The organism is Eisenibacter elegans DSM 3317 (genome assembly GCF_000430505.1).
GTDB classification, from domain to species: domain Bacteria; phylum Bacteroidota; class Bacteroidia; order Cytophagales; family Microscillaceae; genus Eisenibacter; species Eisenibacter elegans.
In genome coordinates this window covers 313,857-339,652 of record NZ_KE387153.1, presented here as the reverse complement: position 1 = coordinate 339,652, position 25,796 = coordinate 313,857, and the positions used below count along the sequence as shown (strand labels likewise).

General features: G+C 47.4%; 26 protein-coding genes and 1 pseudogene. 9 read left to right on the top strand and 18 right to left on the bottom strand.

Features of this window, described 5'->3' with window-relative positions:
- Positions 1-21: 21 nt before the first annotated feature.
- From G499_RS0115110 to G499_RS0115080, 7 genes and pseudogenes are all read left to right on the top strand, one after another.
- The gene (locus tag G499_RS0115110) at positions 22-621 is read left to right on the top strand and encodes a methyltransferase domain-containing protein (protein ID WP_027000634.1); all 600 of its coding nucleotides are present in this window, start codon (positions 22-24) and stop codon (positions 619-621) included.
- 60 nt (positions 622-681) lie between these two features.
- Entirely contained in the window at positions 682-1,128 is a 447-nt protein-coding gene (locus tag G499_RS0115105) for an SRPBCC family protein (protein WP_027000633.1), read from the top strand.
- Positions 1,129-1,223: 95 nt separating this feature from the next.
- The gene (locus G499_RS0115100; protein ID WP_245576756.1) at positions 1,224-1,556 is read left to right on the top strand and encodes a hypothetical protein; all 333 of its coding nucleotides are present in this window, start codon (positions 1,224-1,226) and stop codon (positions 1,554-1,556) included.
- Positions 1,557-1,775: 219 nt separating this feature from the next.
- The gene (locus G499_RS0115095; RefSeq protein WP_035727716.1) at positions 1,776-2,159 is read left to right on the top strand and encodes an NINE protein; all 384 of its coding nucleotides are present in this window, start codon (positions 1,776-1,778) and stop codon (positions 2,157-2,159) included.
- Between the two features lie 430 nt (positions 2,160-2,589).
- Positions 2,590-2,667: pseudogene (locus tag G499_RS22570) on the top strand (NINE protein); the annotation flags it as partial.
- Between the two features lie 18 nt (positions 2,668-2,685).
- Positions 2,686-2,985, top strand: coding sequence for a DUF1707 domain-containing protein (locus tag G499_RS0115085; protein ID WP_245576755.1), 300 nt, complete (start codon positions 2,686-2,688; stop codon positions 2,983-2,985).
- A gap of 27 nt (positions 2,986-3,012) precedes the next feature.
- Positions 3,013-3,837, top strand: coding sequence for a PhzF family phenazine biosynthesis protein (locus G499_RS0115080; RefSeq protein WP_035727713.1), 825 nt, complete (start codon positions 3,013-3,015; stop codon positions 3,835-3,837).
- Between the two features lie 62 nt (positions 3,838-3,899).
- Here G499_RS0115080 and G499_RS0115075 read toward each other — a convergent pair whose 3' ends face one another.
- From G499_RS0115075 to G499_RS0115005, 14 genes are all read right to left on the bottom strand, one after another.
- Complete coding sequence (locus G499_RS0115075) at positions 3,900-4,121, bottom strand: hypothetical protein (RefSeq protein WP_027000627.1); 222 nt, start codon at positions 4,119-4,121, stop codon at positions 3,900-3,902.
- A gap of 203 nt (positions 4,122-4,324) precedes the next feature.
- Positions 4,325-5,827 carry a bifunctional metallophosphatase/5'-nucleotidase gene (locus G499_RS20275; protein ID WP_051296298.1) on the bottom strand — a complete coding sequence of 501 codons (1,503 nt, stop codon included), beginning with the start codon at positions 5,825-5,827 and terminating at the stop codon, positions 4,325-4,327.
- Positions 5,828-5,968: 141 nt separating this feature from the next.
- The gene (locus G499_RS0115065) at positions 5,969-6,409 is read right to left on the bottom strand and encodes a cytochrome c maturation protein CcmE domain-containing protein (protein WP_027000626.1); all 441 of its coding nucleotides are present in this window, start codon (positions 6,407-6,409) and stop codon (positions 5,969-5,971) included.
- Positions 6,410-6,437: 28 nt separating this feature from the next.
- The gene (locus tag G499_RS0115060; protein WP_051296297.1) at positions 6,438-6,662 is read right to left on the bottom strand and encodes a CcmD family protein; all 225 of its coding nucleotides are present in this window, start codon (positions 6,660-6,662) and stop codon (positions 6,438-6,440) included.
- Between the two features lie 21 nt (positions 6,663-6,683).
- Complete coding sequence (ccsA, locus tag G499_RS20270) at positions 6,684-7,415, bottom strand: cytochrome c biogenesis protein (RefSeq protein ID WP_051296296.1); 732 nt, start codon at positions 7,413-7,415, stop codon at positions 6,684-6,686.
- A 668-nt stretch (positions 7,416-8,083) separates the two neighbouring features.
- Positions 8,084-8,338 (bottom strand): hypothetical protein, encoded by a 255-nt coding sequence (locus tag G499_RS21915; RefSeq protein ID WP_154658483.1) that lies wholly within the window; start codon positions 8,336-8,338, stop codon positions 8,084-8,086.
- Positions 8,339-8,351: 13 nt separating this feature from the next.
- On the bottom strand, positions 8,352-10,244 hold the full coding sequence (locus tag G499_RS0115040) for a hypothetical protein (RefSeq protein ID WP_027000623.1): 1,893 nt from the start codon (positions 10,242-10,244) through the stop codon (positions 8,352-8,354).
- Positions 10,237-11,370 carry a dTDP-4-amino-4,6-dideoxygalactose transaminase gene (gene rffA / locus G499_RS20265; RefSeq protein WP_035727710.1) on the bottom strand — a complete coding sequence of 378 codons (1,134 nt, stop codon included), beginning with the start codon at positions 11,368-11,370 and terminating at the stop codon, positions 10,237-10,239. The genes G499_RS0115040 and rffA overlap by 8 nt, the downstream gene beginning before the upstream one ends.
- Before the next feature lie 3 nt (positions 11,371-11,373).
- Complete coding sequence (locus tag G499_RS0115030; protein ID WP_051296295.1) at positions 11,374-12,210, bottom strand: class I SAM-dependent methyltransferase; 837 nt, start codon at positions 12,208-12,210, stop codon at positions 11,374-11,376.
- A gap of 18 nt (positions 12,211-12,228) precedes the next feature.
- Positions 12,229-13,626 (bottom strand): FAD-dependent oxidoreductase, encoded by a 1,398-nt coding sequence (locus G499_RS0115025; protein ID WP_027000621.1) that lies wholly within the window; start codon positions 13,624-13,626, stop codon positions 12,229-12,231.
- Positions 13,623-14,315, bottom strand: a complete 693-nt coding sequence (locus tag G499_RS0115020; protein ID WP_027000620.1) for a WbqC family protein — start codon at positions 14,313-14,315, stop codon at positions 13,623-13,625. The genes G499_RS0115025 and G499_RS0115020 overlap by 4 nt, the downstream gene beginning before the upstream one ends.
- Entirely contained in the window at positions 14,312-15,367 is a 1,056-nt protein-coding gene (locus G499_RS0115015) for a hypothetical protein (RefSeq protein ID WP_154658482.1), read from the bottom strand. Before G499_RS0115015 ends, G499_RS0115020 begins: the two co-directional genes overlap by 4 nt.
- Positions 15,327-16,010 (bottom strand): class I SAM-dependent methyltransferase, encoded by a 684-nt coding sequence (locus G499_RS0115010; protein ID WP_081413829.1) that lies wholly within the window; start codon positions 16,008-16,010, stop codon positions 15,327-15,329. Before G499_RS0115010 ends, G499_RS0115015 begins: the two co-directional genes overlap by 41 nt.
- Entirely contained in the window at positions 16,000-16,935 is a 936-nt protein-coding gene (locus G499_RS0115005; RefSeq protein ID WP_154658481.1) for a glycosyltransferase family 2 protein, read from the bottom strand. The genes G499_RS0115010 and G499_RS0115005 overlap by 11 nt, the downstream gene beginning before the upstream one ends.
- Before the next feature lie 141 nt (positions 16,936-17,076).
- On the opposite strand from G499_RS0115005, the gene G499_RS0115000 reads away from it, so the two are divergent.
- Positions 17,077-18,684, top strand: coding sequence for a long-chain fatty acid--CoA ligase (locus G499_RS0115000; RefSeq protein WP_245576754.1), 1,608 nt, complete (start codon positions 17,077-17,079; stop codon positions 18,682-18,684).
- A gap of 64 nt (positions 18,685-18,748) precedes the next feature.
- On the opposite strand, the gene dnaA is transcribed toward G499_RS0115000, so the two are convergent.
- The 3 genes from dnaA to G499_RS0114985 all read right to left on the bottom strand — a co-directional run bounded on the left by dnaA (position 18,749) and on the right by G499_RS0114985 (position 24,071).
- Entirely contained in the window at positions 18,749-20,224 is a 1,476-nt protein-coding gene (gene dnaA, locus G499_RS0114995; RefSeq protein ID WP_027000615.1) for a chromosomal replication initiator protein DnaA, read from the bottom strand.
- Positions 20,225-20,403: 179 nt separating this feature from the next.
- Entirely contained in the window at positions 20,404-22,794 is a 2,391-nt protein-coding gene (locus G499_RS0114990; protein WP_245576753.1) for a TonB-dependent receptor, read from the bottom strand.
- A 14-nt stretch (positions 22,795-22,808) separates the two neighbouring features.
- Positions 22,809-24,071, bottom strand: coding sequence for an alkaline phosphatase family protein (locus G499_RS0114985; protein WP_027000613.1), 1,263 nt, complete (start codon positions 24,069-24,071; stop codon positions 22,809-22,811).
- 359 nt (positions 24,072-24,430) lie between these two features.
- Here G499_RS0114985 and G499_RS0114980 point away from each other — a divergent pair, with 359 nt between their 5' ends.
- Positions 24,431-25,342, top strand: a complete 912-nt coding sequence (locus G499_RS0114980; protein ID WP_027000612.1) for a leucine-rich repeat domain-containing protein — start codon at positions 24,431-24,433, stop codon at positions 25,340-25,342.
- Positions 25,343-25,562: 220 nt separating this feature from the next.
- Here the strand turns inward: G499_RS0114980 and G499_RS22050 are convergent, their stop codons facing one another.
- Positions 25,563-25,736 (bottom strand): hypothetical protein, encoded by a 174-nt coding sequence (locus tag G499_RS22050; RefSeq protein ID WP_161627765.1) that lies wholly within the window; start codon positions 25,734-25,736, stop codon positions 25,563-25,565.
- Positions 25,737-25,796: the final 60 nt, after the last annotated feature.

Below are 25,796 nucleotides of genomic sequence, written 5' to 3'. Positions count from 1 at the left end.
TACACAAAAAATAAGCCTAAAATGTCTTCTTCAGTACCTTCACTTACTCCTGATTTTTGGCAAGCCCGCTACGAACAGTCGCAGATTGGCTGGGATATAGGCGCCCCCTCTACACCGCTCAAGGCCTACATCGACCAGTTGGAGGATAAAAATTTGCGTATTTTGCTGCCCGGTGCAGGCAATGCCTACGAAGCAGCCTACCTTTGGCAACAAGGTTTTCGACAGGTGGTTGTGTTGGATTGGGCCGAAGCGCCTCTCCAAGCTTTTGCGGCCCAACATCCCGATTTCCCGAAGGAACAGCTCATACAGGCGGATTTTTTTGCCCATCAAGGGGAGTATGACCTGATTCTGGAACAAACTTTTTTCTGTGCCCTCGACCCAAAACTGCGCGCAGAATATGCCGCCAAGATGGCGCAACTTTTGGCACCCAAAGGCCGGCTAGCAGGGGTATGGTTTCATCAGGTATTTGAAAACAACCAACACCCACCCTTTGGAGGCAGCGCCGAGGACTATATCCCTCTTTTTGAGCCATACCTACAGCGCAAACACAGCGCGTTGTGTCATAACAGTATTCCCCCAAGAGCCGGAACAGAATGGTTCTTCGTTTGGCAACTGGGGTGAGCACATTGCCCCCAAGCTAACTTCCATTGAGTATATATACCCCACCAATTTCCGAAAGCAATGCGACTATGTCTTCAGACTAAAGTACAACAGCCATACAATCAGGTATTTGAGGGCTTTACCCAAGAGCTATTCCTGAGCCTAAACCCTCCGTTCCCCAAGGTGAGGCTAGAGCGATTTGATGGCTGCCTGACCGGCGACAAGGTGGTGATTAAGCTGTGGTTTGTCTTTTTTTGGCAAACTTGGGAGGCTTACATCACTCATCACGAACACCTCGAAGGGCAGGCCTGGCTATTTGTAGACGAGGGAGCCAAGCTCCCTTTCTTCCTCAAAAAATGGAAACACCACCACCGAATGATAGCCCAACCGGATGGCGGTAGCCTCATCGTTGATGATGTACAATACCACACCCCCGGAGGCTGGCTGATGGATTGCTTGATGTACCCGGCCTTGTGGTTGCAGTTTGCCTATCGAAAGCCCATTTATAGGCGAATGTTTAAAAAATAAGGTCAAAACCAGAGTGTGAAAAACATTAAAGAAACTATCCACAGGCAATAACGGTTAAAGGATAGGAACAAAATCAGAACTCATTTGCTATGCCTGTGATTGTTGTTTGGCCACGTATGAAGTTTGCCTCCGGAATGGCGCTCTACCCGTTTATTTTTTTGAGCGATGCGGGAGATATGCAAAATCGCATCCTCATTAATCACGAACGTATTCATCTAAGGCAACAGCTAGAGCTACTCATTCTGCCTTTTTATCTGATTTATATCTTCAACTATATCATCAATTTATTGTGGTATCGCAATCACTATCAAGCCTATATGAATATAGTGTTTGAGAAAGAAGCCTACCGTAATGAGCACAACCTACACTACCTCCGTAGGCGCTGGCCTTGGAGCTTTATCACCTATTTTTTTAGAGCAGGGCGATAAAATCATTCCCCAGCGCTGGACAGAACCCCTTACTGAGATGTATGGAACTGATTGCGTGAATCTTGATATAGCCTTGGTTGGTATAATTCCGGTGATGCATAAATAAGAGTCCGAATTGGGCTCAAAAAATTGCCGCAAAGCTCAACCAGATCTGATGTTTTCGCGTTACAAACAGAGGCACAACATCTATTTATCGAACAAAACTAACTATACAACACAATGGAAAGAAAAGAGAAAAAAAACAAATATGTAGCGGCAATTCTAGCGGGTTTTTTTGGCAGTTTCGGAGTACATCGGTTTTATTTGGGGCAAAATAGTATGGGGGTCGGATACCTCTTGGGAACATTCAGCATCATTGGTTTGCCAATAGTATCCCTGATTTCTTGGGTGGATTTGATAGGGTTTTTGATTATGCCCGAAGACCGATTTGACGAACGTTACAATGGAGCATTACTAGCCAATGCCCGAAAAAGTTTCATAGGCCAACCAACGTCAGTTGTCAATGTCGCCGATGAGATACGCAAATTGGACGCACTTTTTACAGATGGCATCATTACTTTTGAAGAGTATGAACGCCGCAAACAACGGCTCATCAACTTGTAGAAAGTTAACCTTATTATTTGTAAGCCTTTCCTCACACGAGAGGCTTTTTTTGTGAAAATACATATTTTTGAGTATTTACAACAAAGCCAACAGGCTGTATCTTTGCAACAAGCCTTCAAAAAAAATCAAAATCCCCCCCTATCCTTCAACTTTTTTCTTTTTTTGCACAAAAAGCATTTTAAGTGCGGAACAAAAATCCAACAATGTGTGTATTGGCTAAAGTGTAATGTTATTCTGCACCAAGATGCACTTGGCTTGAGGATTCACAAGGTGTTGGCAATCTTGATGTTCAGGAAAATGCACGAGTTTAAAAATTCTTCGAAAAGCTTCAATTAAGTATAATGTCTCATACAACTAATTATTATGGGCACAGGCAAGGTTTCTTATAAAGATAAAGGCATAGCTGCCATTTTAGCTTTTTTTCCTAGGATTTATAGGTGTGCATCGCTTTTATCTTAATCGCCCACAACAAGGACTGATATACTGTGTAGTGCTGGGCGTGTCTTTTCTGGTGGCGATAGCCCTTATGGCTACGATACCCTTATATGGCATTATTTTAGGCTTAGCCCTTTTGGGTGTTTATATTGTAATAATCACATTGGTCCAAATAATCGAAGCGATTATGTTCGTAACCATGTCTCAAGAGATTTTTGATGCACGATATAATCAATTATTTGTAACGGCAAACCAAACAGTAGCGACAAGTAATGCCTCTGTTTTTGGTATAAATCATGAGATAGCCCGCTTAGATACGCTTTTTACAGAAGGAAAAATTACCTTTGAAGAATATGAGGAGCGGCTTAAAAACAAGCTCACCAATTCCTAGTACAAATCCTACGCATTGTGCGAGTATATGCATAAAACACTACAAATTCCCATTTATCAGGTAGATGCTTTTAGCAATACGGTTTTTGGAGGAAATCCGGCGGCTGTTTGCCCTTTGGATGCGTGGCTACCTGATTCTGTTTTACAGAAAATAGCTGCTGAAAACAACCTTTCCGAAACTGCTTTTGTTGTTGCCCAAGGGGAGGGCGTATATGCCTTGCGCTGGTTTACACCCATTGCAGAAGTAACGCTTTGTGGGCATGCTACCTTAGCCACTGCCTTTGCACTCCGATACTGGCAACACAGCCATGCAGACATACTTCACTTTGATACACTTAGTGGCCGCCTGACAGTGCAGGTAGCCCCTGATGGTTGGTATTGGCTCGATTTTCCGGCGGATACCCCCACACCAGCCAGTGTGCCAATGGTATTGGAAGAAGCCTTGGGGATTGTGATAGATAAGGTCTGGAAAGGCCAATCAGACTATATGGTGCGCGTGGCCGATGCGGCGACCTTGCGTGCGCTCAAGCCTGATTTCCGGCAGTTGGCCAAACTAGAGGCACGTGGGTGTATTATTACGGCCAAAGCAGATGGGCATACTCCTGAGGCTGACTTCGTATCGAGGTGTTTTTATCCTGCGCTAGGGATAGATGAAGACCCTGTTACGGGTTCAGCACATACACTCCTAGTACCCTATTGGGCTAACGAGCTACAGAAAAGCAAACTTCAAGCCGTACAAATCTCCACTAGAGCAGGGCATTTGCACTGTGTTTGGGAGGCTGGCCAAAGGGTACAACTAGCAGGGCAGGCCGCCCCTTATTTGGCAGGGGTATTGACTGTACCTATTGACTAAGCACAAAAAAAGCCCTTCGGACAGAGGGCTTCAAAAATGATATAGCAATAGATAATTGACCGCTAAAACAGCAAGTTGGCTTGTGTTCGGATGTGTGCTGCTTCTCCGTCGGTAGGAGCAGAAGCCATATGCTTTGCTAATACTTCTTCTTCTTGAGGGCTAAAGCTTTTCTTGCGGCTTTCGATAGATTGCTCCCAAAGGAAATCAAGGTAATCTGAGCCAGCACCTTGAGGTTGATCGAGCAAACCCTCTGTCTTTTTGTTGATAACGGTTTCTTGGTCCATAAGTGTGCTAAAATTAAAATTCAACAATCATTATGTAATTGAGTGGTTCTGGTTTGTTAGTAGAGCATTATTGTTATAAGAACACACTATACATCTGGCTCAAAGGTACGCATATTATCATAATATTTCAAGAGGTAATTGATTTTTTCTCAGATTTTTGCCCGAGCTTCCTCTCCGGTATTTAGGGGAGGGGCTGAAGGACTTTATTTAGCTTTCAGATAGGCTATCAGGGCCTTACGGATGTCGCTGCGTGGGTCTGTGGGGGTGTCAATATACATCACTTCCAAGACTTGAGACTTATTAGCCTCATTCATAAAATCCATATTTTTTTCCTTGCCCGTAAGTAGGTAGTCATTCAGCGCGACGTGGTAGTTTTTGTTGGCTTGAATCGGTTTGTTATTGATCAGCCATTGGTCTTTTTTCTTGCTGATACGGCTGTCGTGTTGGAGGTATCCGCCGGAGCCTTTGTTGGCTTGTCCTGCTTCTAATAGGGCGACGAGGGTGGTTCCAGTGATGGCCGCCTTGACGACTTGCCCACCAAAGGGCAGAATGCGCATAATATCATACTGAGTGAGTTGGCCACGGACTTGGTCGTCGATGCGGATAGCCCCCCCACCCACAAGTCCACAGTCTACTTCTTTGCCCCAAGCTTCTCGCATGGCATCAGCCAAAATTTGCCCCATGTTGGTTTGGCGGTTACGGACTTCTGATTCGCGGGCTTCGAGTGGTTCGGTGAGTTGGGTGATGACTTCTTCGGGATCAAAGCCAAGGTTGCGCATATACTCAAAGGCGATGTTAGTCCAATGTTCTACAACGGCCTTGGTATTAGGCTCGTGAGGGATTTGCTCATCGAGCAGGACGAGTTCGGAGTCGATATAGGTTTGTTGAGTAGCAAAATCATAGCGCAGGCGGTGTATGTAGGCCGTGCGCGCATTGGCATCGGCCTTGGCGATGGTGGTGTTGCCAACTTGGTGAAGCATGTGGTCGTGGTCGTGGCCGCCCATTAGCAGGGGTATGCCGGGTATACGTTCAGCAAAAACACGGTCTTCGGCTTCGTTGAGGTGGGTGAGAGCTACTATGCTGTGGGTAAGAGGACGCAGGCTGTCGTAGGCTTGTGCTGCCGATTGGTACATGTCAGTAAAGTAGCTGTGGGGCGGGTTGTTGTAGGGCAAGCAAATGCCGATAAGCCCAAGGCGGAGGGTGTCGTTGCCATTATCGGCAGGGATGAGCAGGGTTTTGGCGCGGTCAAAGGGCTGCCCACGGCGTGTAAAGGGGCGCACACCTTGTGTTGTTTGATGAAAAGTATTGGTAGCTATCCACTCAAATTCAGAAAGTTCAATACGCTCAAGCAGCTCGCTTTCACTGATATCGAATTCGTGATTACCAAAACAAACAAAATCTACACCAGCGGCATTCATGGTTTCGACCATCTGACGGCCACGAATGGGGCGGTCTTCATACTTCATTGTCCCAAAAACGGAAGGGTTGAGGAAATCACCCGAAAGTACCAGATATGTATGTGGGTTTTGTGCTTGGAGTTGTTGTTTGAGAGCGGCCACACGAGCCAAATGGCCGTATTGTCCTCCGCTCACACCACCAATTTCATACACATCATTGATATGTAAAAAAATCATCTCAGCTTGCTGGGCGGATAGCAGCGAAGGGGGAAGGAGGGTTAAAAACAACCAAGCAAAAAGATGTTTCATTTTTATTTACGATTTACGATGTATGATTTGGGATTTATGATTTACGATATATGATTTACGATTAAATCGTCAATCTGACATCGTCAATCATCAATAGAAAAAGCCCTAGGTTATAGGGCTTTTAATACGTAATAAGGAGCACTAGGGTTTGATGCTGGCTTCTTTGATTTCGAATTCGTTTTCTTGGTATTTAGAGGGGCACTTCATCAGGATTTTAGAGGCGAGGAAAGTATCTTTTTTCTCACCGACCATTTTGCCAATAATCACTACTTGCTCCGAGCGCTCGAAGTCTGCCGGCTTAGGGTTGCTATAGACCACGCGCTGGGGTTTTTGATCATTGTCTATCAAGATAAACTCAAAGTAGTTGGGGTCTTTGATAGGGTCATAGTGCATGCCTACGATTTGGCCCATTTCGTTTTTTTGGAGCGTACCAACTACGTGGATTTGGTTGTTGCGACCTTGCTCTGCAAGCGCTTTGGCTTCACTAAAGGTTACATACTGGCTGGCGTTGCCGGTAGTAGAGACAATGATGCCAATAACAACAGCAATCACGACCAAGACGATGATATGAGAGATTTTCATAGTAATTCGGGTTTTGTGGTTGGCTGGATTAGTCTTCTGCTTCGCGCTCAAGGCGGCGCAACTTTCTGTCTATTTGAATGAGATAGCCAAAAAAGCCTATCATTACAAGAGCAAAAACGGCAGCGACTACATATAATTTACCGTCAGAAACCATCAGGCTATCGAGTTTGGTTTGGGCTACGAGCTTTGTGGGGGCGCTGACGAAGAGTAGTAGTGCGGCTAAGAGGGTATATATCTTGTGTTTGGTGTACATAGGGTTAATGAGTTGAGTGGGTTATTCGTTGATTTTGGCTAAAGAAGGTTTTTGTTGGAATACCTTCGCTGCTTGGCGGCGGGCAGTTAGCTTTCGCATACGAATTTGGAGATCTACCAGCCAAGCACCCAAGAGTGTCCAACCAACAACAGCGGGATAAAAGACCATTCGCATGCGGCTGTCGAGGTCGTAGGAGTTGAAACCTGGGTTACCACCATTGCCAGGGTGCATCGAGTCTGTCATTCGAGGGAGGATGAATAACAGCGGAATAAGTAGGGCATAGGCGTATAGGTTATACACAGCAGAAATTTTGGCGCGGCGTTGGGGGTCTTGTAGGGAGCCGCGCAACACAAAGTAGGCAGCATAGATGAGCAAGGAAACAGCCGACCCGACCTGCTTGGGGTCATTGTGCCAAGGGCTGCCCCAAGTGTATTGAGCCCATATCATACCAGTTACGAGGCCAAGGATACCCATAAACATCCCAACATTGGCCGAGGTAACCGAAAGCCAATCGTGTCGTATATCATTGCTACGCAGATAACGGATAGCGCCTACCATAGAGGCAGTGAAGATGAATATCATCCCAAACCACATCGGTACGTGAAAATAGAGATTACGGATGCTTTCGTAGATGATGGGCAAATCGGGCACCCGGAAGGTCATCCCAGCGATAACAGTGTATAACAGTAGCGCGATGCTCATCCATTTCCACCAAGTGATACCTTTGGGTGTATGTTGATTTAAGCTTGTCATTGTGGAATAGTCAAAAAAAGTGTAAACCTAATACCTGATTACACTTTAACAAAAGGCTTGTATAAGCACTTTGTTTGTGTATGGGCAAAGATACGGCTTTTTTCGAATTTTTGGGATGATAATTGTCAGCTATTATGGCCTTTGTGCAAGAAGTAGTTTGCAAGAAAGTGAACCGTAAAAACCGACCAAAGCAGCATTAGGGGGAGAGCCTGTGTCAAAAATCGCCATTCCGAAGACCCTAGTATCAGCGGAAAAAAGACCAGCGCATATCCGTAGGGGCTCCAAGTCATCATCGAAGTACCTTAGGTATGTGCGTATCCTGCACGGGTATTAACTTGTAAAAAACCATTGCCCCACTACTTGGTAATTACGCCACCCCCAAGGTATAAGGAGTATCAGCAGTACAAGCGCTGTCAGCATTGTTTTTTGTATAACTGCCTGCCAATCCCAACGATGTTTGCCATATAAAGCCTAATCCAATAACGAGGTATAATAGGGCAAAATACGGTTTTAATGCTGTCAGCCACGCCAAATAAAAGGAAGCCCAAAATAGCCAACTGAGCTTTTGTGTTTGTTGATAACGCACATAGCCGAACACAAAGAAAATCAATAAACTGGTAGCCAAACGCTCAGGCAACAACCATAATACCCAAATAGTTGTGTAAGTGCTAAGCAGGTACCCCATAAAAGCCGCCCAATAAACCCACTTTCGGGGCACACAAAACATAAGCCAATAGCGCCACCACTACCGAAACAGCGTGTAGCACCAACTGGAACAGCACCAAGGCATTATAAGCCCAAGTTTTGGGCAGCCAAAGCCTAAACCCATAATGAGGCATCCTTCCGGCATAGACACGTTCACCGGCTTCGTTATGAAAGTAATAACTGCCGCAAATTAGGTGTCGACGAGAAATGGGCATCATAAGCAATTGTTTTTTATCGAAACAATACAAGGCGCTCACCACTGACAGGGTCAGTATAGCTTTCCCGAACGTAAGACTCAATCAGAGGAGGCAACTCAGCACTCGCCTGCACAAAGCCATACTGAATCTTGTACTGGCGGATAAAGTCCAACTGTAACGCCGCTACGGGGCGCGTCTCTTCTTGATGAGCTTGTACATACTTATAAAACCGAGAAGCGTGGAGCGCCTGCCTGTATACGTGCGCAAAGTGACCGCCTGGCGGCTGATCGACCGGGATATCAAACACGGACAAGTCTGTGATATGTGCTCGGTCTGTCCATAAGTTTAGGTGTTGCCCAAGCGTGATGATGTCAGGAGCTAATAGCGGGGTGGCATAACTTGAGGGGGATTTCCACGCCACTCCGGCGTGATGGGGGAGGCCTTCCATATGTTTTCGCACGATGCTGACATAGCCGGGGTTATAGGGTTGATGCCTTTGGGGTATTTGCAAAAATTGATAAACTCCCAAACCCACACTCAAGCCCAATACCAGCCCCGCAAGGAGTTGTTGGGAGCGGCTAGCAGCCCACCAAAACCCATAACACAAGACCATAAAACAACCTATGTGAAGTACAGGAGTGGCGACATTGGTCAAAAACTGCAAGGCATTCACTTGCTTGTTAAAAACGGCCCAAGCCAACAAACCACTGAGACACAACCAGCCAAATACGCCATAAAACGCCCATACTTGCCTGCCAAACATTATTTGTTTGGGCAAACACAACCACCCCACCAGCACAAAAGGCAGATACAGCACCCCTAGTCGAAACATACTACCCACAAAAATATTCACCCCCGTCCGACCTGCGCCCCAAATGACACCTACTTGCTCACTCTGTACCTTGGGCGAGAGTAGGTAATAGAACAAACCAATGAACCCTGCCGCCAGACAGAGAACCAAGGTTTTTTTGACAAAGGCGCTAGCATTGATTTGTTGGAAATATAGCCCCCACAAGAGCCAGCAACCCAAACTCACAAATACGGCAGGGGCTGTCGGGGTGTAATAAAAGGGTAGAATCATCAATACATAAAAAACACGCCTAAATTCCCTTTGCAAACAAAACACCACAGCAGCACATACCCAAACATAAATCCACAACAACTTGGGCATACTCCAAGCGGTAGTCGTAAATACCCCCACCTCTGCCATCAAGGGCAGTGCAGCATAAAACGGAAACCAAACACAACTAATCCACAAACTCAAAAAGCCCAAAGCAGAGGCATAAAAAGGCGGAATCTGTAACCACTGCAAAATGCTGCACAAGCCCAAGTAGTACAAAAGTGTCAACAAGGCAAAACTCACCACCACCAGATGGTACAGACTCAGCAGCCGACTACTCCAGTATTTGCAAAAGGCCACCAACCAAAGGTCGGCATAGTGATAGGGACTCCACGAGGGGTTGGAGAGATTTTGGAGCAGATGTCCTTCAGTCTTTGTTTGTAACAAATGGTTGGCCGCCTTGGCATAGAATACATAGTCTTCGTGTGGTAAAGCCCAATGTGTATCAAAAGCTTGTGCCAAATAAGCATACAACACAAAAAAAACGCTTCCCCAAAATACGGCCATAGATAGTTGCCGGAGCTCGTCTTTAAGCGGCTTTTGAGCAAACTGCTGAGTATCATTTTTCCTCGGCAAGTACGCCAACACTAGGGCGACCAGTCCGCCCAACATCATCGTTCGCCCCCAAGTTTGCAACAAAGCAAAAACAGTAATGCTGACACTGATACCCAAGGAAATACGCAAAAAAGCATCCCAGGGTGTGTGCTCCCCTTGGATGCGCAGCCAGCGGCAGAGCACCCATCCCAGCCCCCAAGACCAAAGCAGCAGCAGCAGAAAAGTCAAGTAATACCCCAAAATCTCAAGCATAGTATTGGTAAATATGATGTACAACTTCTCCCAAACCCTCTTGGCTTAGCTCATAAAACAGCGGTAGCCGCAGGAGTGTATCCGCATAACGGTCGCAATGGGGGAGGGGGCGGCCATCGTGTTTGGAGTGGTAATAAGGCGAGCGGTGTAAGGAGAGGTAATGAAACACGGCCCAAATACCCTGCGCTTTCAGGCTTTCGATGAGGGCGCTACGCTCTTCTAGGTTGTTGCAAAGCACATAAAACATATGGGCATTATTACTAGCACTGGGGGGCAGGGTAGGGAGCTGTAGCTTTCCCGCATCTGCAAGGGGTTGTAAGGCCTCCTGATAAGCTTGCCAAAGCTGTAACCGCTTTTGCTGAATATCCTCCAGGCACTCCAACTGTGCATACAAAAAAGCCGCGATGATGTCTGAGGGCAAAAACGAGCTGCCAATGTCCACCCAGCCATACTTATCCACTTCTCCCCTAAAAAACTGCGAGCGGTTGGTGCCTTTTTCACGGATAATCTCGGCGCGGTTGGCAAACCGACTGTCGTTGATGACCAACATTCCGCCTTCACCCGAAATGATATTCTTGGTTTCGTGAAACGAAAAAGCAGCCAAATGCCCGATACTTCCCAAGGGACGGCCTTTGTAAAAGCTCTCAACAGCCTGTGCGGCATCCTCTATCACCCAAAGCCGATATTTTTCGGCCAAGGCCATCACCGCATCCATATCACAGGCCGCTCCGGCATAGTGTACCACAATGATGGCCTTGGTCTTAGGGCTGATGAGCGCCTCTACCGTCGATACATCCAAGTTGGGGTGCTCCGCCCCACTGTCTGCAAAGACAATCCGCGCCCCACGCAACACAAACGCATTGACCGTACTGACAAAAGTATAGCTAGGAGCAATGACCTCATCGCCGGGCTGTATGTCGAGCAAGATAGCGGCCATCTCCAGCGCATCCGTGCAGGAGCTCGTCAGCAGGCATTTGGCAAAGCCATAGCGCTGCTCAAAAAAACGATGACAACGTGCTGTAAACAGTCCATCGCCCGAAATCTTACCCGAAGCCACCGCCTCTTGGATGTAAGCCGTCTCTTTGCCCGTGAGATAGGGCTTGTTAAAAGGAATGCGGATATTCATCAGTTATCGTTTTTTTGCTACAGCAATGAGAGAGCCTCCCCAAGGGAGTGAAATACCCAGACGGATCAACCCGATATCCAAGCGCATTAACCCTGAAAATACGCGATTGAGCAGCGGGTGAAGCCTTAGCTCCTGCATACTCAGTTGGAGGATTTCGTCCTTGCTCAAGGCACGGTGTCGGTACTTTCCCCGTACTATCCGCGAAAAATACATCAGAGGGAAGAGCGTAAAGACAAAAGCACTCAGATATTTGACCTCAAAGCCCGCTTGGGTGAGTTTGCGGTGTAGCTCTTTGCGGTGGTAGCGGCGTTTGTGAAAGGCAATATCGTCGGCCACACTCCACATAAACTGATATTGTGGCACACTAAGTACCAAGTGCCCTCCGCGTTTGAGCGACTTGAAAATTTCCCGCAGCACCTGCTCATCGTCGCTGATGTGTTCGAGGACATCAAATGCGCCCACAGCCTCAAAAGCATCTTCAAAAGGCATTGACGTAGCATCAAGCTGAATAAATGCTACAGAAGGAAGCCGCTTTTGGGCAAACCTAATGCCTTCGAGGTGTATTTCAGAACCCTTCAGCTGATATTTGGGAAAGCGTTTTTCTAAGCCAGCCAGCACATAACCCGTCCCACAGCCTATCTCCAATACCGAAGCCGCTCCTGTACCCACATATTTGCCAAACAAATGTTGAATCACTTGATTGCGGGCAACAAACCAAAAGTTACGGTCTTCTACTTCGTACAACAACTGAAAACTTTCCGCAAAAAAACCATCATTTTCAGCTGCCAATGCCGGAGCATAGCACTTGATACCGTCGATGAGTTGGAATGCTTGAGACATAAGTGTGGAAGTGATTAGTTAATCCGAGTCTTTACCAATGGCAACCATCCCTTTGACGGCAAACAGGTCGTGAGTGGCTCCTAGAGCATTTTGAGCGGCCAAAATACCTGTTTTTACGGAGTGGTGCATATTGTTCCACTTGTACATACTGTTACGTCCGGCAAGGTGTAACCTAGGAATCTGACCCAAAATATCAAAAACTGTGCTCGTGTATTCTTCATACCCTCGGAAGTAAATGGGATAGGCTTGGGGGATTTTGACTATCTCAAAGCCCAGCGGCTGCGACTGTGTCAAGCCCATATACTGCAAGTCAGCCAGTGCTTGTTGCAGAATATCTTGGGTTGTTTGATGCCAAATTTCATCCGTATCAAAACAGTTGTACTCCAAACCCACGCCTACTTTATTGGCCTTGGCCAAACCAAAATCATAATTCCCAAAATTAGTTACCCGAAGTGCCTTGACGGCAGGGTCGTGAATGTCTATCCAATGCTCTCGAAAGGTTTTAACAGCTTCTTTTTCAAACACCAAGTTGACCAATACAAGATGACGATATTGAAGCGAAGCCACTGCCTGTTGTAATTGTTCAGACTGCGCTTCGGGCAATACCAATATCTCGCCCAAGGCATTGAGATGAATCGTACTGATAACATCGGTAAAATGCACATTACGTTCGCCAGTGCTAAAATCCGCCAAAAAACCATCCGCTACCGGCATCAGTCGGGTTATTGTAGTTTCCGTACGAACTTGCACATCGGGCGAGGCTGATAACCGCTCCATCTGAGCCGCTACCAGTCGCTCAGAGCCACCATCAGGAAAAGAAAAGGTCTTGATGATAAAGTCTTTGTCCTTGGTCAGCGATTTGACCACCATCGTCGAGAGCGAAGATTTGATGCGTTGCCCTGCCCAGTTGGGCGAGATTTCGCTACAGTCCAACCCCCAGATTTTCTCATTATAAACCTTGAAAAAGTGCTCAAACAGCGCTGCACCAAAATTGGCCTTTACCCAGTCCTCGGCAGAGTTGATAGGGCGGCGGCTAAGCTTAGCACCAGCAAAGCTTGACAAAAAAGCCCCCACTTTTAGTGGCCCCAGCTTGACAAAAGCATTCCAAAGGTTGAGTGGCGAGTGGATGTATTTACCCTGATAAAAAATGCGGTTGTTGCGGGTGTAGGTACGCAGTTGACCTGCGGGCAAAAGCGATTCCCAAAACCGCAATACATCTTGGTCTTTGTCAAAGTAGATATGCGGCCCTAGCTCAAACTTCACCCCGTCTACCTCAAGTGTGCGGGAAAGCCCGCCCGCGTGAGTGCTTTTCTCTACAATATGAGTAGGTGTTTTTGCCTCTGCCAGGGTCAATCCTGCGGCCAAGCCACTAAAGCCGGCACCAAGTACAAGTATATTTTTGGTAGCTGTTGTCATAGCCAAATATAAGCAGGGATTTCACTCCATTCCAAATGTGCAATCATATCCACTATCGACACCCCTTGTTCAAAAGGCGTAGCCAGTTGTTTGTATTGGGGGTAATTGGGGTATGTCTTATACACCAAATCGATGCCCTTGGCCTCAAACAACCGCTCTTGACCATCGAGGTACTGACGGGCGGCTTGTCCCGAGATATAGGTATCGGCTTTGAGTTGTTCCAAAATTACCAATAGGCGTTCTACTCTATCCAAGCCTTCAAGAGGGAAGCTGCGCGCATTATAAAACTGTATATTACAGCCCAGTTTTTGGCTGATATACCGAATCAAATACTGATTCAGTGTAGACAAGTGTGTCCAAGCTTTTTCTTGCAAATAATCAATCATCAAAGCCTCTAATTGTGCAAAATGAGGCGCTTTTTTATACGCATAATACAGCGACTTAAAGTGCTGTGTCTGCCAGTGTTTGTCAGTAATCAGTACCTCATCGATGGCAAGGCGGGTAGCTTGTGCTGCAATCGGAATGCTCAACCATTGCTTGCCGTTTTTGGGATAAATGATATTGCGGTTACGCCAATCATTTTTGGTGTATTTCACACAGTCATAAAACACAAACGCATCAGCGCCCTGAATAAGGTCAAAATAGCCTTTCCAAGGAAGGTAATTTGACTGTAAGATGACTACTTTCATAAGGTGATATTCAGCTCAATAGGTTGTATTTGTCCTGTGTCAAATAGTTTTTTGATAACCTGACACGTTTGAAGTGCCTGCGCTTCAGTATAAGCAGGGTCATTAAAAAGATTGACAATATGTGCGGCTACTTGGTTGCTGTAAGGCAAGTTGGGCGATTGGGGTGAAAGATACGCTTGCGCATTGGCATAATGATTACTAGCAAAAAGCCCTGCACCAAAAAGTGCTTCTAGCAATACAGCGGGCTTGTCTACTAATAGGTGATAGCGCCAAATATCTGACGCAAACGATACTTGCCAAGGAGAGGGCAACTCCTGACGGTACAGCTGATTAAGGGTGGCTTTGTGTGCGAGGATAGCAGGTAGTTTTTCAGATACAATAGCTTGATAAAGGGTGATATCGCAATCAACCCCTGTATCAACCCAAATCTCAATAGACTCAAATAGTTGGTAGTTGAATGAATGAGTCCCCTTAACAACACCTTTCCAGTAGTTATCTAGTTGGTAGTAGACCTTTGAAGCCGCTGCTCTTTGTGTTTCAAGGAGAGGCTTCATCTCCAAAGTTTGTGCTTTGGCCAAAGGCAACAACCCAAACGCGCCCTGCCCAATACTGAGCACCTTCCCTTGTCCAGTACTGAAAAGCACCAAGTCAGCCGTATTGGCAATCTCAGAATCCGAGAAATCAGGCACTGACAAGCAAGCATCCATTATCAAACAAGGAGTATGCGGACGCAAACGCGCTACAAGCTCCTTAGGCCAAGCTTGGCCATAATAATTGACCAGCAAAACCCCTGTGTTAGGACAAGCTTCCAATTGTATCTCAATATCCTCAATAGCCTGATGGCCAATATCATAAAAGTAGACGCGCTTCCCTAAATCCAAAAACAAAAACGGTACTGAAAAACAAACACTGCCCGGCAACAACCAACTTTCAACAGAAGCCACCAAAGGGCTTTCCAAAAAGCGTTTCAGTATCCCCAACGCACGGTTTCCATATACCAATGTACGCGGCTCAGGCATCAGGAAAGTATTTCTTAAAGTCAGGATGCGCATACTGTGTAGCCATAAAACTAGGCTGAAAAACAGCATAAGAAACCTCAAACAACGGCGAGGCAGTATTGAGTGTACAAAAACGACTCAACTTGCGCTGAATAAAACCAAAGGTCTGCTCAGGAGACAAATAATACAAATCCTCAGCCCTAAAAGTACTGTAGGTCGTCAAACCATTAAACGACAAGCCAATGGTAGAAAGGTGAAACGCCGCTTGCACCAACTGATACACAAACTCTTCCCACGCATCAGCAGCCACGCTGCCCAGAATGTTGAGTGTTCCACTAATCACCACAAAATCAAACCTTTGTGGAATTTCCTCCGAAGTAATATCCACATTCATCAGGGTAATCTCGGGATACTTTTCTTGGGCGGTGGCCACCATTTCCGGCACTATCTCTATGCCCGTATACTCGTGTGCAATGTTTTTTTGCAACAAATATTGGTGCAAATCACAAACCCCTGAGCCAATATCACAAATCGAAAAACCCTCAGGCTTGATGCGCAAAAGCGGTGCCAACAACTGCTCAAAGCGCTCATACTGTGTCGTAGTATTGTTTTGGAAAGTACCTTTGGGGCTGTCGCCATATTTCAAAAAGTTGGGCTGATATGCCTCCAACTGCTTTTTGATAATCTCATTCATCATGGATATTGATTGATTGTTGCACCAAGAATACAGGGCGATGCCGCACCTCGATATAAATATTGGACAAGTAGCGCCCCATAATGCCCAAGATAAGCAAATTCAGACTGCCAAAAAAGGAAACAAAAACCAACAAGGTCGTATACCCCGGCGGCACATCAGGATAAAGCAGATAACTTGCCAAGTTCCAACTCCCAACGGCCACACTAAGCATCACCGCAAACAAGCTGATATTGATAAGATACTCCAAAGGCTTATTGGTCATCGCCAAAATAATGTCCAACATCAGGTGAAAACGCTTAAAAAAACTGTAATTACCTTTGCCCTGCGTTCGGCGTTGGTTCTCCACCTCCAAAACAGTATGCTTTAGCCCAATGTCGTGCGTAATACCTGCCACTACCCGCACGCGCTCATCATAACTGTTGTAGTGCGCCAAAAACCGCCTACTGAACGCTTTTAGCATCAGTTGGTTAGGGATAATATTGACCTTCAACACCCGAATCAATACCCACCAAAACAACTTCGACGAAAGCTCATCCCGCCAGTGATTGCGGCGTGTAGACGTTGTATACACAATATCGTAGCCCGCCTCTATCTCCCGATACAGCGACGGAATCATCTCAGGAGGGTTCTGTAAGTCAGCATCCATAATCACCGTTACAACTCCCTTGGCATAGCGCAGCCCCGCACTAACGGCCATCTGCTGCCCAAAATTCCTACTCAACTGTATTCCTCGTACCTTGGGGTTGGCTTGGCAGGCCGCACGGATGGCCTCCCAGGAGTCGTCCGGAGAGCCGTCGTCTACCAAGATAATCTCAAAAGACTCCGTAATATAGCTTACAGCTTCGGTAATACGGCTGACCAGCGGCGCTACTAGGGAGGCTCCTCGGTATACAGGGCTGACGATAGAGAGTTGAATATCAGGCATAAGCAGGTGCTTAATCAAGGTCAAAGGCTGTTTTTTATACTGAAAACACAAAACAGCTTGGCTAAAATGCGTATCTTGAACAGACTTAACAAGCAAACATAGTATTTTCTAATCTACCCAAAAACACTAAACGGAAATTTTATGCTCAGCATGCAAAACACGCCCTTCAATTTGGCGCAATGTTTGGCCTTTGCAGCCAAATACCACCCACAGCAGCAAGTCATTACCCGCCGCGTAGAAGACGACCAAATCGTCAGCCATAGTTACGAGACCATCTACCGACGTGCGCAGCAGTTTGCCAACGCCCTCGCCAAACTAGGCATCAGCCACGGCCAATGTGTCGGCACCATTGCCCTCAACACCCACTGCCACCTAGAGGCTTGGTATGCCATCTCAGGCCAAGGGGCTATCTGCCATACCATCAACCCACGCCTCTCACACGAGCAGATGATCTATATCATCAACCACGCCCAAGACCAATACATCCTCATCGACCCCATCTTTTGGCCCCTCATCGAAGGGTTGCACAGCCATTTTCCTAAGGTAAAGGGCTACATCGTCTTGACCGAAGAGGCTACGATGCCCAAAACAGCCCTGCCCAATGTCTATTGTTACGAAACCTTGTTGGCTGCCGAACCCATGCAGTTTGCGTGGCCTGAGTTTGACGAAAACAGCGGCTCCTCGCTCTGCTATACCTCCGGTACTACGGGCAACCCCAAGGGCGTGCTCTACACCCACAAGTCCAACCTCTTACACACCTATGCTGTCAGCCTGCCCGATGCCTTCGGGCTTACGGCCAGCGATACTATCTTGGTGGTAGTGCCACTCTTTCACGCCAACTCTTGGGGCATTGCCTATGCAGCCCCCATCACAGGTGCTACGATGATTATGCCCGGCAAACGGATGGACGGAGAGGCTATTTATGAGCTTATCGAGCGTTACCAAGTCAATACCGCTGCTGGCGTGCCCACTGTGTGGACTGCCTTGCTCGAATATGCCGACACCCACCAAAAAACGATGAGCAGCCTCCGCGACGTGGTCGTGGGAGGCTCGGCAGCGCCACCCTCTATGCTGAGGGCTTTCAAAGAAAAGCACCAAGCGGACTTGTTACATGCTTGGGGAATGACCGAAATGAGCCCGCTCGGAACCATCAACCGTGCCGTACCCCAGCTCAAAAACCTCCCCGAAGAGGAGCAGTTTCGCTACCGTATCAAGCAGGGTAGGCCTGTTTTTGGGGTAGACATCAAGGTGGTGGATGAGCAAGGGAAGGAGCAACCCCGCGACGGCGAGTCTGTCGGGCATTTGTTGGTCAAGGGCAATTGGGTAGTGCATACCTACTATGGCGACGACAAGCCCTCCGTCGATGCGGATGGGTGGTTCGACACTGGCGACATGGCTACCATCGACCAATATGGCTACATGGAAATCGTAGACCGCGCCAAGGATCTCATCAAGTCAGGCGGCGAATGGATCAGCTCTGTCGATATGGAAAACCTCGCCATGGGACACCCAGACGTATCGATGGCCGCTGCCATCGGCATTCCGGACGAAAAATGGGGTGAGCGTCCGATGTTGGTAGTGGTGCTCAAGCAAGGCAAACAACCCGACAAAGAGGGCTTGCTGACCCACCTCAGCGCGAAGTTTGCCAAGTGGCAATTGCCCGACCGCATCGAGTTTGTGAGCGAAATCCCCCTGACGGCTACCGGCAAGTTTAGCAAGCTGACCTTGCGCAAGCAGTTTTTATCCTAAAAAAACAACCCTGACGGTGTATTCAACACTGTCAGGGTCATTCTACAGGCTCAAAGGCCAGGCCTTACAAGCTCTTCAATTTCTGACGAATCTCGTCCACATAAGTACGGACATCCGTGCGGGTTTGGATGTAGTCGTTGATGGTTTGGATAGCGTGGATGACCGTACTGTGATCGCGCCCGCCAAAGTGATAACCAATAGATTTGAGCGAGAAACTGTTGGCGTGTTCTTTTACAAAAAACATTGCCACTTGTCGGGCAATGACAATCTCTTTTTTACGGGTTTTGGACTTCATATCCTCCACACTGATCCCAAAGTATTCGCCTACGGCTTGTTGGATTTCGTCGATGCTGAGCTCGCGATCGCCACCGTTTTGTACAATCTGCTGGACAGCATTTTTGGCCATCATCAAGGTAATGGGGCATTGGTAGAGCGAAGCCTGAGCAGTAAGGGAGGTCATTACCCCCTCTAATTCGCGGATATTGCTGTCAATACTGTTGGCCAAATATTCCACTACTTCATCGGGCATCTCTGTAGACTCGCTTTGCATCTTTTTGTGAATAATGGCCATACGCGTCTCCAAGTCAGGCTGCTTGAGATCGGCGGTTAAGCCCCACTTAAAACGAGATAAAAGCCTGTCTTCCAAGCCCTTAAGCTCCTTAGGTGGGCGATCGCTCGTCATAATGATTTGCTTGCCCGACTGATGAAGGTGGTTGAATATGTGGAAGAAAATCTCCTGTGTTTTGTCTTTTCCTGAAAAGAACTGGACATCGTCAATTAGTAAAATATCCACCCCCATATAAAAGTTATTGAAACTTTGCAGGTCGTTGTTGGTGATAGACATTACAAACTGGTTGGTGAACCTGTCGGAAGAGACGTAGAACACTTGCTTTTCGCCGTGGTGTTTGCGGATGTAATTGCCGATAGCTTGCATCAAGTGTGTTTTGCCCAACCCTACACCGCCATATAGCATCAAGGGGTTAAAAGCCGTTACACCTGGGCGTTCGGCTACAGCCACCCCGGCAGAGCGTGCTAGGCGGTTGCAGTCTCCTTCGATAAAACTATCAAAAGTATATTCAGGATTAAGCTGAAACTGTGCGTAGAGTGGGTGGCTACGAATGCTTTGTTGGCCTACATAGGCTTGTTGTTGTTGCTGTTGTTGGATATATCCACCACCATTAAAAGTAGGTGTTTTGGGGTGTGGTGCTTTGGCCGATCCTTGCGGAAAATAGGGATTTCCTTGGTTTCCTACGCCAAACAGACGGTTGGGGTTAGGCTTGTCTGTCGTGGTGTCTTCGAGGGTATATTCTAAACGGGCAGTTTCACCGATGGCTTTGTCGAGGGCGCGGCGCAGCAATACGACATAATTACCTTCTATCCATTCATAAAAAAACATACTCGGCACCTGAATTGTCAATACATCATCTTTCAGTTGCACGGGCACTATTGGCTCAAACCAAGTACTAAAGGCTGTGTCGTCAATATGTGCCTTTATCTCCTGTAAGCAGGTTTCCCAGATGGTATGATGATCTTTTTGCACAATAAATACATTGGTTGGCATCTCTTTCCTTCTACTTTATTTTGGTGTAGGTTTTTGCTGCGGATAACAAAAATGCGAAAAAAACGATAGATTCCGAAGGCTTCCTTGCGATACTTGTGCCAAACTTATCTAAAGTAATGAAAATCAGCTATATATTTTCGGCAAAGCAGGCTACTGTCTCAAAATTTGGCCAAGACCTTAAAGTTCAAAAAGCGGGTAGACAGCCGGTTAGGGACGGCATATTGGCGACGGTCGGTGTCTTGTACCCACGTGTAAGAAATCGTATTGGGAGTCCCCAGCACATTGAGCACATCCAGCCCTATGGCTAAGGATTCGAGGTATTGTTTGTGCAAGATAGTCTTGGAAAAGCCCAAATCTACTCGGCGATACCAAGGGGCATTGAGCGCCGCCCGAAACTCAGGGCGCTGGGGAGGGCCAAAGGGCAGGCCTGTACCCAAAATCATATGTAAATTTACGCGCCAAGTAGGAGCTTTGGGGATATAGTCCTCGAAATAAGCCGCAAAAGTCAGCCGTTGGTCAGTGGGGCGACGAATGTATCCACGTCCGTCGCCGGCGATGTTTTCGCGTGTACTCAAAATCCCTAAGCTAAACCAAGAGACCGCTTCACGCACAAACTCCCCACTCACGCGAAAATCAGCGCCTAGGGCATAGGCTGTGGCGCTGTTTTGAGCAAAATAGCGGATTCGCACATCTTCTACATCATAAGGTACTACATCCCAGAGGTATTTGTAGTAGCCCTCGCCGGTCCATTTGAAGCTGCGCCCCCATAGTTCAAATACGCTTTCAGCACCTACAATAAAGTGCCAAGATTTTTGTGCTCTTAGCGAGAGGTTTAGTGTTCCCTCGTTATTGCGTAACTCTCTAAAAAAAGGTGGTTGCGCATACATTCCAGTAGCCAATTTTAGCGCCCATTCACCCTGCCAATCGGGCAAGAAAGCGTACTGAAACCTAGGACTGAAGAGCCATTCGTCGTTTAAGCCCCAACGAGTCAGGCGCAGACCATAGTCGAGCAGGTGTTGCTGGCGAGTGCCCCAGCTGAGGGTATGCTGGAGGTAGGCGCTCCAACGCGATACCGCAAACACATTTGTTACATCTACACTACGGCGCGGGGTAACAAAGCCCACCGAATCCAAAAAGCCAAACTCTCGAAATACGTCCGAAATCTGCTCGTAGCCATATTTTGCCCCCCATTGTAGTTTTTGTTGTTGGTTGATGCGCCATATGTTTCGCCATTCGAGACTACCCATCAGGGCTATAAAGCGGTTGCGTGCCGACTGGTATTCTGTGCCAATATCGCGACTGTTGGCCAGCCGGTTGCCTCCCGACCCATCAATAACCAAATTAGACAGGCGATACCCCGCCTCGATATCAAAATACTCGCGCTCTAGGGTGCTGATGCCTGATAGAATCCAGCTACTGGTATAACGTTCGTTCCAGCGATGTTCGAGCTGGAAGGCCTGTTGCCAAACATCATACTGTACAACCTCGCTGCCTTCAAAAGCCACTTGTAGGCTGAAAGCCTGCTGGGTTGTACCGAAGTCAGTGCGTGCATTAGAAGGTTCTAGGAAGTAGCGGTTTTGGGCATAAGCCGTTAAGGACTGTAGGCGTGTATGAGCGCTTATTTGGTAGGTAGCAAACGCTTGAACATCCGTAAACCGGGGAAAATACTCTCCTTCTACAGGCAGGGTCGCCAACAGGTATCGGGCATCTTTGTGGCGCACACCAGCCACAAAGGAAAAGCGGCGGTTACGGCCTACTCCTTTGATGTGTGCATTGGCTCCTAGCAGCCCTAAGGTCAGCCCGCCTCCCCATTCTTTAGGGACCAAGTAATTGACATTGAGCATAGAGGCCAGCCGGTCTCCGTAGGCTGCTTCCCAACCACCGGCAGAAAACTGGACTTGCTGCACCAAGTCGGGGTTGATAAAGCTCAAGCCCTCTTGTTGTCCGGCGCTGACTAGCTGTGGACGATAAGTTTCGATATCATTGACATAGACCAAGTTTTCCTCAAAGCTCCCGCCGCGCACAGCATAGGTTGATGATAGCTCACTGTTGCTGACCACGCCGGGCAAGGTGGCCAGAATTTTATTGAAATCTCCAAAAGCCGAAGGCATCCGACTCAAACTAGCTGGCTCGATGGTATATACCGAAATGCGGGTGTCGAGGTCTTGACGGCGGTCTTCTACCACAACATCGGCCAGTGTACCGTTGGCCTGAAGACGGACACGTAAAATACGCACCTCCTCGGTCGATAGCTGCAATAGCTGCTCTTGGGGCAGATAACCGACACGGCTGACCCGTAGCCGGAGGGGTTGATTGGCGGGCACCGACAGGCTAAAGCGCCCCAAGGAGTCGGCATTGGTTTGTAGGTTGAGGCCTTGTACTGCTACAACAGCATAGGGCACGGCTTGCAACTGCTCGTCTACGACTTGTCCTTGTAGTTGCGACTCTTGAGCTTGGATAGAGGGCATTGCCCAGAGCAGCCAACACAGCGCCCCAAAAAGCATAGGCAGCCTGCTGCCTATGCGCTCAACAATGCCCCCAATCTTCATATAGCTATCGGTTGTTAGGGTTTGTAAGGCTGGTAAATATCTTGCAATACCTCAATGCGTCCGTCGATATCGGCGGGTATTTGCAAGTTCAGAATCTTGGCCACCAGCGGGTATACGTGTACCAATTCGAAGGCTGGAATGCGGAGATTTTGGCGTATATTAGGCCCCCACGCATAAAATATCCCGACCATTTCTGGGCAATCATAGGGATCATAGCCGTGTTGGCCTTTGAGCGGGCGTTTTTGCCAGTGCTGTGTTTGTTCGCCTACGCCTAGATAATATGGGGCTTTGGCTATTACGAGTATATCGCCAATGCGGGGGTTGTTGTTGTAATTGAGGTGAGCCGGAATATCGGCTTTCCAATAGCTTTTGAAAGGCAATTCCTTGGGTAGGGCTTGGAGTTGGGCATAGACTTTTTCGAGCTTGCTGCGTTCATCACTGTGGATGTGTACGTGGAAGCTGTTGCTGGTAGCGCTTACCTCGCTGAGGTCTACCAAGGAGGCTAAGTCAATGAAGTGTTCGGGTAGGTTGGGCATTTGCAGCATCCCGTGGTCAGAGACAATGAGCAAGTTGATAGGCAAATCAATACTGCTGACCTCTTCCATCAAAAGCCCCAACAGCCGGTCTGCCTCTATTAGGCTTTGGCGCTGTTCTTCACTTTCGGGGCCGTGCTTGTGCCCGGCCTCGTCAGTAATAGAAAAATACAACATCACGATTTGCGGGCGCTCTTGGGCGGGCATCTCAAACCAAGCTTTTACTTGCTGGATACGGGCTTCATTGGTGATGCTTCCATCGTATCGATAAAAATAGTTAGGTTGGCGCTCGGGGTCATTGATTTCTGAACCAACCCAGAAAAACGAGGCCGACTTGCGGCCTTGCTGGCGCGCCAAGGTCCAGATAGGTGTGCCGCTATACCAGTAGGGGTCTTCTACCTTGTCGCGGTCTTTGATGCGGTAAGTTTCTTGGCGCTTGGTATCAAAAAATGTATTGTCGATGATGCCGTGTGTGCCGGGGTGCATCCCTGTGGCTAAGCTGTAGTGGTTGGGGAAGGTTTTGGAAGGGTAGGCCGGTATCAGACCATCGGCAGCAGTACCTTCGGAGATGAGTTTTTTGAAATTAGATAGGTTGTGTTGCTCAACATAATCATAGCGAAAGCCATCAAAAGAGACCATTACGACATAGCTTTCGGCTGGGTTTTGTGCCAAGAGGTTATGGAAGGATACAAGCGCCAAGCAATGTAGACTCAGAGCTACTTGTAATAAAAACTTTCTCATCATTTTTTTGAATAATCGCATTTGGAAAGGCTGGAATACCATTTTTGAAAAGCCAAATATAGCAAGCCTCTAGGGGATTCACAATTTTTCAACTTCAGACCTGCACTTCCATTGACAAACCGTGCCACTGTACCCTAGGTTATACCACTGGATATTTTTGGCTTTTGTTGTTGTACTCATTTTATAACAAGATTCATAAGATTTGGGGATAACTACAAAGGGCACAAAGAACGGGCAAGGATCAACGCGCTCAAATGCGATGAATCCTTCAGCCGAGTAAATGCTGGAAAATCCTGATGACCATTTTGGTTTGACGATTGTTCTTAGCAAATTCGCAATAACATACTTACCAATCAATCCTGATGAAAACACCCTCCATACTTGTTTACAATGTAATTGCCCTTGGGCTATGGCTATGTTTAGTTGCTTGCGAAGGCAAAAAAAGCACCACAACACTTGACCAAAAGGCGCTTGACAAGGCTGAGGAGTTTGCCTCTCTCGAAAGCGCACTCAAAAAGCCCCAACAAGTCCACAAGCTCAAATTGGAAGGTGCTCAACTCAAGACCCTGCCCGAGCAGTTCAAACAATTGACCAATCTACAAGTACTGAGCCTAGAGCTGAATACCGAGCTAGACCACGAGCAGGCCGTTGCTATACTCCAACAATTGCCCCAACTTCAACAGTTGTCTTTAGCCGAAACCAATCTCAAGACCTTGCCCGAAGGCTTTAAGGACTTACAACAACTACAAGTATTGTGGCTGGGCTATAATGAAGCCATAGACCTAGAACAGGTCTTGCCTATTTTGGCAGCCTTACCCCAACTACGCGAGCTACATCTGGAGGGTTGTGCTCTTGAGACTTTGCCTGAAAGTATTGGACAGCTCAAGCAGCTCAAAGACTTATATCTGAGTTTTAACAAATTACAGACCCTGCCATTAGCTATAGGGAAGCTAGAAAACCTAGAGGTCTTGGCCTTGGTACGCAACCCTCAGCTAAATTTTGTAGAGGCTGTAGATCGCTTAGCGGCCTTACCTTTGCGCACGCTTATGCTTGACAAGAACGAGATTGTTGCCTTGCCACAAAGTCTTACCAAGTTGAAAAAACTAGAAAATCTCTGGATTAGCGAAAACCAGTTGACGGTATTGCCCGAGTTTTTGAGGGAGATGCCAGTGCTTAATCACGTATGGATATTCAGCAACCCGCTGACCCAAGGTACTGCCGACAGCCTTTCATACTTCTTCCCAAAGGCCAAGATAGAGTTTGGAACAGAATAGGGGCAGTGCAGTACCTGCTAAGTACTTAGAGCTTTGTCTAAATTTTCAGCGCGGCACTCAAAACAGCTGATTTTTGCGCTGGTACTAGGGCAAAAAGCGCACGCGCTTGCTTGTTTAGCCCACGATTTTAATCGTGGGAGGGCTACGGCGAGCATTTTTCACGAAGTAGCGGCTAAAAATCAGCGTTTTGGTGTCGATGAAGAGAATTTTAGACAAGTTCTTAGCAATCTTTGATGGGGCAAGGCATACGCTTCCCTTTGGGGACTACCTTGTGGGGTTTGCGGCGTTTGTAGGGCTGAGGCTTGCAGGCGCTAGCCCCAAGCCATAGTGCCAAAAAGCAGACCGCAAAAAAGCGCAGCCTGCGGCTTTTCAGGGCAGGAGTGGGTATGGTCATTAGCAATAACAAATCAAAAAAAACAGGAAGAAACTGCCATACAAAGTAAAGCGACAAAAA